At 24.0% G+C, this 6068-nt stretch carries 9 protein-coding genes; 1 reads left to right on the plus strand and 8 read right to left on the minus strand.

The window, feature by feature from the left end:
* Positions 1 to 278 precede the first annotated feature (278 nt).
* The 4 genes from BST80_RS03590 to BST80_RS03605 all read right to left on the minus strand — a co-directional run bounded on the left by BST80_RS03590 (position 279) and on the right by BST80_RS03605 (position 2344).
* Positions 279 to 821 (minus strand): lipoprotein, encoded by a 543-nt coding sequence (locus tag BST80_RS03590; protein ID WP_415745996.1) that lies wholly within the window; start codon positions 819 to 821, stop codon positions 279 to 281.
* Between the two features lie 507 nt (positions 822 to 1328).
* Complete coding sequence (locus BST80_RS03595) at positions 1329 to 1850, minus strand: ParA family protein (RefSeq protein WP_415746003.1); 522 nt, start codon at positions 1848 to 1850, stop codon at positions 1329 to 1331.
* 3 nt (positions 1851 to 1853) lie between these two features.
* The gene (locus tag BST80_RS03600) at positions 1854 to 2186 is read right to left on the minus strand and encodes a hypothetical protein (protein WP_415745997.1); all 333 of its coding nucleotides are present in this window, start codon (positions 2184 to 2186) and stop codon (positions 1854 to 1856) included.
* Positions 2150 to 2344, minus strand: a complete 195-nt coding sequence (locus BST80_RS03605; RefSeq protein ID WP_415745998.1) for a hypothetical protein — start codon at positions 2342 to 2344, stop codon at positions 2150 to 2152. The genes BST80_RS03600 and BST80_RS03605 overlap by 37 nt, the downstream gene beginning before the upstream one ends.
* 265 nt (positions 2345 to 2609) lie before the next feature.
* Here BST80_RS03605 and rpsD point away from each other — a divergent pair, with 265 nt between their 5' ends.
* Complete coding sequence (gene rpsD / locus BST80_RS03610) at positions 2610 to 3224, plus strand: 30S ribosomal protein S4 (RefSeq protein WP_400248747.1); 615 nt, start codon at positions 2610 to 2612, stop codon at positions 3222 to 3224.
* Between the two features lie 136 nt (positions 3225 to 3360).
* Here the strand turns inward: rpsD and BST80_RS03615 are convergent, their stop codons facing one another.
* The 4 genes from BST80_RS03615 to BST80_RS03630 all read right to left on the minus strand — a co-directional run bounded on the left by BST80_RS03615 (position 3361) and on the right by BST80_RS03630 (position 5786).
* Positions 3361 to 3594, minus strand: a complete 234-nt coding sequence (locus BST80_RS03615; protein WP_415745999.1) for a TIGR04570 family membrane protein — start codon at positions 3592 to 3594, stop codon at positions 3361 to 3363.
* Positions 3595 to 3677: 83 nt separating this feature from the next.
* Positions 3678 to 4277: a ribosome biogenesis GTP-binding protein YihA/YsxC gene (yihA, locus tag BST80_RS03620; protein WP_415746000.1), complete on the minus strand. Its 600-nt coding sequence runs from the start codon at positions 4275 to 4277 to the stop codon at positions 3678 to 3680.
* The gene (locus BST80_RS03625; RefSeq protein WP_415746001.1) at positions 4277 to 5086 is read right to left on the minus strand and encodes a TrmH family RNA methyltransferase; all 810 of its coding nucleotides are present in this window, start codon (positions 5084 to 5086) and stop codon (positions 4277 to 4279) included. Before BST80_RS03625 ends, yihA begins: the two co-directional genes overlap by 1 nt.
* On the minus strand, positions 5076 to 5786 hold the full coding sequence (locus BST80_RS03630; RefSeq protein WP_415746002.1) for a hypothetical protein: 711 nt from the start codon (positions 5784 to 5786) through the stop codon (positions 5076 to 5078). The genes BST80_RS03625 and BST80_RS03630 overlap by 11 nt, the downstream gene beginning before the upstream one ends.
* Positions 5787 to 6068 lie beyond the last annotated feature (282 nt).

A 6068-nucleotide genomic window follows, 5' to 3' on the forward strand; every position in this document is an offset into this window, starting at 1 on the left:
CTTTAATAAGCGATTACTTTAATTTATATTTAATTACTTTATTTATATTTTTTATAAAACCTAAGCTTTTTNNNGANTANNAAAAATGTTTGTTCAAGGTAAAATATATGGTATGTTAGATAATTTCCCATTTTTAGATAAGTGTATTAGTGAATTAAAGTTTAGCGATACNAAAACAAATACATCTGATAGTAAAATGTACCACGACCCGTATGATGCGTTATTTTATAGTTCATATCCNTATCGTTTTAAAATGGGAATATAAAAAATTAATTAACTTATTCCAAATTTCTAAATTTAATACTTATATATGGTGTTTCTCNTGAAAATAAATTTTTATTTTTAGAAAATATTTTAAAATATATTGTTCTTCAATATTTTTTCATATCTATTGTTTTTAAAATATCATTAAAATTACGTGAATTATAAACAACAATATTATAATCATTTATTGTANTTTCTTTTTTTACAAAATTAAACATTTTTAAGATAATAGGATTTATATTTTCTAATATTTCTTGTGATGTAACATTGTTTTTATCTTTTATGTTTTGTAACACCATATTACATTGATAATTATTTTCAGGTTTAGATTCACTACTGTTTATAATTTCATTTATTTTATTTAAATTTATTTTTTCATCTTGAATATTAAAAATATTAATACATTTATTATTATTTAATACAGTATGTGAGCTTGGTTTTTCTTTTTCTTCTTTTAATTCATATTTATTATATTGTGGTTTATTACAAGCAACTAAACTGATTGTGCTTGTTCCAATTAAAGTGATTGTTCCTAAAAGACTTAATATTTTTTTCATAGTTGATAATTCATGTTCCTTTAATATTTTTTATAATTACTATATCTAAAACAATTTAATTATATCAAAAAAATATTATTTACCACATTTTCTATCGCCGTNATTGATCGTAAATCATTTATCATCTATTTTTTGAATAATAAAACTGCAATTTTCACATTTACTTAAATCATCATCTAAACTTATTAATTTATGCACAATATCCNTACTTTCTTTNNNNAATATTTTTTTAATTAATATGAATTTATAATTGGTCAATTAATTGTTCAAATAAAGCTGATATGGATAATTTATTTTCAAAAGCAATGCNTTTTATTTTTTCATATTTATCAGGTAATAAAGTTAAATTAACATGCTGTTTTTTACCGCCTTTATTAATTTTTATTGTAGTTTCTTTTGTTTNTTCTTTTTCAAAATAATTATCTTTATTTAATAAANTTTTGNAGACATCTTTTTCTATTGTTCTTATTTTACTTTGAGAAAATATACTCTTTCTTTCTGCCATTTTTATATTACTCCTTTTTGTTCTAATTCAGCAACAATATTAAAATAAGGGTTTTCTTTATTTTTTAAAGTTTTAATAACGGGCATTCCCGTTATTTCACTAGTTTTAAAAACTTGTTTTTTCCTAATTTCTTGTGGTATTGTAATTGTTTTTAAATTGCTTTGTTCAATTTCATTTATAAAGTCTTTCGAAATTGAATATGTATCAAAATTATTTANTATTATAGCCTTAATATTATTATCAATTTTTAAATCTAATGAAATTTGCTCTCACATATTGCCAACTATATCTAGAGCTCTTAATGAGTGCACAGAATTATCTGAAACTAAAACAATACTATCTGCTGCTGCATAAGCATTAATGTTAGTAATATTTAAACTTGGGTTTGTATCAATCAAAATATAATCATATTTGTTTAATAAAAAATTTTTGTTTTTATTAATATATTTTANAAGTTTAGTTTCTCTAGATATTTCATTAGACTTCTTGCATAACCTATTAAAANNATTNNNAATNATTTTAATAGGTTATGCAAGAAGTCTAATATTATGTTTAATTACTTCATTTTTATATGTGAAAAATCCAGCTAAAGTTAAATTATAAAATTCATAAATTCCAGTTCCATATTCTTGGCGATATTTTTTCATCATTTTTGCAACAGCAATTTTGTAAGTTTTTGAATAATGGTTATTAATTTTAATTGGTCTCGTTGGTTTTTTAGCTAAAACCAGAAAATTTAATTTTTCTTTAAGACAAAGTTGAATCTTTTTAGCTCAATTATAAAAAGTTTGTTTTGACTTATAAAATAATTTAATTAAGCTATTTAGTGAATTTTCATATAAATAGTAGACTTCTTGCATAACCTATTAAAATAATTAATGACATTTTGATAAATATAATTTATTTCTTTTGTAAGTTTTTGTTGTAAATATCATTTTTTTATTTTTCGTTGTAATGAATATAATTCATTTTCAGTTGGAATGCTTGTTACCATATACTTTTTCATTTTAATCTCCATTCTAATTTAAAGACTAAATCAGTGGTCTAAAATGTATATGATTTTCACAAAAAAAATATTGAATTATCCTTGATTTTATTATACAATATTCCCTAGACAACACAGAGAAGCAGCAGAATTGCATAGTAATGTTTTTAGTTTTTTATTAATTAAGATTTAGTGTTAAAGTAACCCTAGCTGTTAGGGCGAAGCAAAAAACTTCCTTTATTAGAGCAATTCAATGAATCTTTTTGTATGTCATAATGATATATAGGAGGTTTTTTTAATGGCACGTTATCGTGGAAGTATATTTAAAAAAGCAAGAAGATACGGTTTTAGTATCTTAGAAAACGACAAAGAATTTTCAAAAGGGAAAAAAAGAACAACACCACCTGGTCAACATGGACAACGTCGTTCAAAATTATCAAACTATGGATTACAATTACATGAAAAACAAAAAGTTTGTTATATGTATGGTTTAACAGAACGTCAATTCCGTAACACTTACAGTAAATCAAAAAAAATGAAAGGGATTGCCGGAACAAACTTCTTAATTATGTTAGAATCACGTTTAGATAACATTGTGCATCGTATGGGATTATTACAAACAAGAGCAGGAGCTCGTCAATTAGTAAATCACGCTCATATTCTTGTTAATGGGAAGAAAGTTGATATTCCATCGTATAATTGTAAACCTGGTGATGTGATTAGTGTAAAAGAAAGTTCACAAAAAAATGTTAAAATTTTAGAAAGTTTAGATAGTCAAGTTAGTACATTAGAATTTGTTAAATTTGATAAAACTAAAATGACAGGAACATATGTTCGTTTCCCTCTTCGTGAAGAACTAAATAGTAATATTAATGAAGCACTAATTGTTGAATGATACAACCGTTTAGTTTAAAAAACATCTCAAAAGAAATGTTTTTTTATTTATTAGACTTCTTGCATAACCTATTAAAATAATTGTAAATATTTTTAAAAAGATACTAATAGNAAATTATAATTTNCTATTAGTATCTTTTTAAAAATATTTACAATTATTTTAATAGGTTATGCAAGAAGTCTAATAAAAATAGTACACAATAAAGCATTATTATTGCAATAATAAAAATAAAGAAATAAAGAAAATCTCATCGTTTAATATATAAAAATTGAAATAACAGTCCAGTTATAATTCCAGTCATAAGAAAAATTAGATGATAAAACCATGAGATTTTCTTAAAAATTTTTTGTCAAAGGCCTTTTTCTTTTGTCAATGAAAAACTATTCATGTTAACCACTCCTTATTTGTCATAATTATATGCTAATTTAATAAAAATAGTTTTAATAAGTTTATTAATTTAAAATATTTTAACTATTCATTAAAATTTAATAATTTTGCAAATAATGCTCAACATTCATCACGGGCAATTTTATTTCGACTTGATGTTTTAATAAAATAATCACTATCAGCAAAATTTAATTTAGCTTTAATAATCTTTTCATGCTTTTGAATATCATTCTTTTTGACCTTATCAAATTTTGTTCCAATTAAAACGGTCAAAATGTTAAAATGTTTTAAATATTGATACATTTCATAATCATCTTGAGTTGATGGATGACGTAAATCTACTAACAAACAGACAAATTTTAAATTTTGGCGTTTAGTTAAATATTCTTTCATCATTTTTGCAAAATCCATCTTATATTGGTTACCAACTTTTGCAAATCCATATCCGGGTGCATCAACAATTCGAAATTGATTATTATTAATTGCAAAAAAATTTAACATACGGGTTTTCCCAGGAATTTGCGAAACTTTTGCTAATTGGCGCTGATTTGTCAACATATTTAAAAAACTTGATTTACCAACATTACTTTTCCCTAAAAAAGCAATTTCTAATAAATCATCATTAATTCAACCTGTTTTATTAACCGCTGATGTAACATAACTTGCATTTTTAAACTTAAACATTATTTTTCCTCCATCTGACGATTAATTTCATACATTAAAATTGTTCCTGCCTGAGCAACATTTAATGACTCAAGTTGTGAATTAATTTTAATTTGGACATTATAATCACTAATTTCTTGCAATGTGGTGGAAAGGCCATGCCCCTCATTACCCAATGCTAAAATATACCGGTCATTTTGCTTAAACTGACAATCTTGTAAATAAACACTTTTTTGATTTAAACCTGTCGTAATAATTTTATATTGGTTTAATTGGAAGTTTTTAATTTCATTTAAATCAATCTCTTTAATTGCAACTTTAAAAATCGCACCTTGACTAGCACGTAAGACTTTATCATTAAAAAGATCAACAGTATGATTATACAAAATAATATTTGTAAAACCAAAACCAAGGCCAGTTCTGATTAATGTTCCTACATTACCTGGATCTTGAATGTTTTCTAATAAAAGAATATTTTGATTAAATTGAAAATTATTTTGTTCCTTAACCTTCGTTAAATCAACCACACCGATAATATTTTGACTATTTTTGCTTTGACTCAACTTAGTTAAAATTAATTCCGGAACTATTGTTAATAAAATATTATTAAAATTCTTTAATTTTGGTTGATTTGCTTTTGTTGTTAAAATTTCAACAACAATATTTTGTTGTAATGCTTCATCAATAATGTTTCATCCTTCAATTAAGGCTAAATTAAATTCTTTTCGGTATTTTTTTTCTTTTAATTTTGCCAATAATTTAATATGTTCATTTTGCGTTGAATTAATTTCTCGATAATTCATAAGATGGAATGCTTTCTTAATTGACATACATAAAACCAACAAGGTATTTTTTGGTTTTTGGGTCATCTCATTTTTCTTTTGTCTTTGCTGTTTCGCGCATTACAACAGCCATTGCTCGGGGGCGTTTTGGTGGATCTTGCATTTTCCCTAATAAAACCGCTAATCCAGAATTATTATTTTTATCATTAATTTCTTTATTATAATCTTCGGCATCCTTAACTCCAATTTGTTTTGCCATAATTTTAACCTTGTTTTTTTCATATCAATGCTGAAATTTTTGATATTTTTCAAAAGACCATTCTTTTTCTTCTCAACCTAAGAAAATGCGGTCTTTCTCTTCATCTCAACTAGTTAAATAATCACGAAAATTTGTTTGTGCAGTTGGTCCTTGTTCCATCATTTTAAAAGTTTGATTAATTGTTTCTTCTAATGTATCATACCCATAACCAATAAAAGCATTACCAATTCAATGATGTTTATAAATTGGTTTTAATGGATTAAGAGGTTCAGTAAATGTAAGAGCATATGCTCAATATTTGTCGTCTGCTTTACTACGAAAAAGTTCATATCCAAATTTTTGATGCTTAATAACAACAGCATCTTTTTTAATTTTACAAACTAAATGCTTAAAAGCTGTTACAATAGCATTAATTTCCCCATCAGTTAATGGTGTCTTTAATTTTGGCTGTTTTAATTTTAAAATATGTTCTGTATAATATGATGGCATTCCCTCAACCTCCTTTTTAGTTAAAATTAACTACTAATTATAATTTTATCTTGGATATTTTGTTAAGTAAAGTAATAATTTGAAATTAACTGTGAAAACCATATACATTTTAGACCACTGATTTAGTCTTTAAATTAGAATGGAGATTAAAATGAAAAAGTATATGGTAACAAGCATTCCAACTGAAAATGAATTATATTCATTACAACGAAAAATAAAAAAATGATATTTACAACAAAAACTTACAAAAGAAATAAATTATATTTATCAAAATGTCATTAA

It is taken from the genome of Spiroplasma sp. Moj (genome assembly GCF_016082285.1).
Lineage (GTDB): Bacteria > Bacillota_I > Bacilli_A > Mycoplasmatales > Mycoplasmataceae > Spiroplasma > Spiroplasma phoeniceum.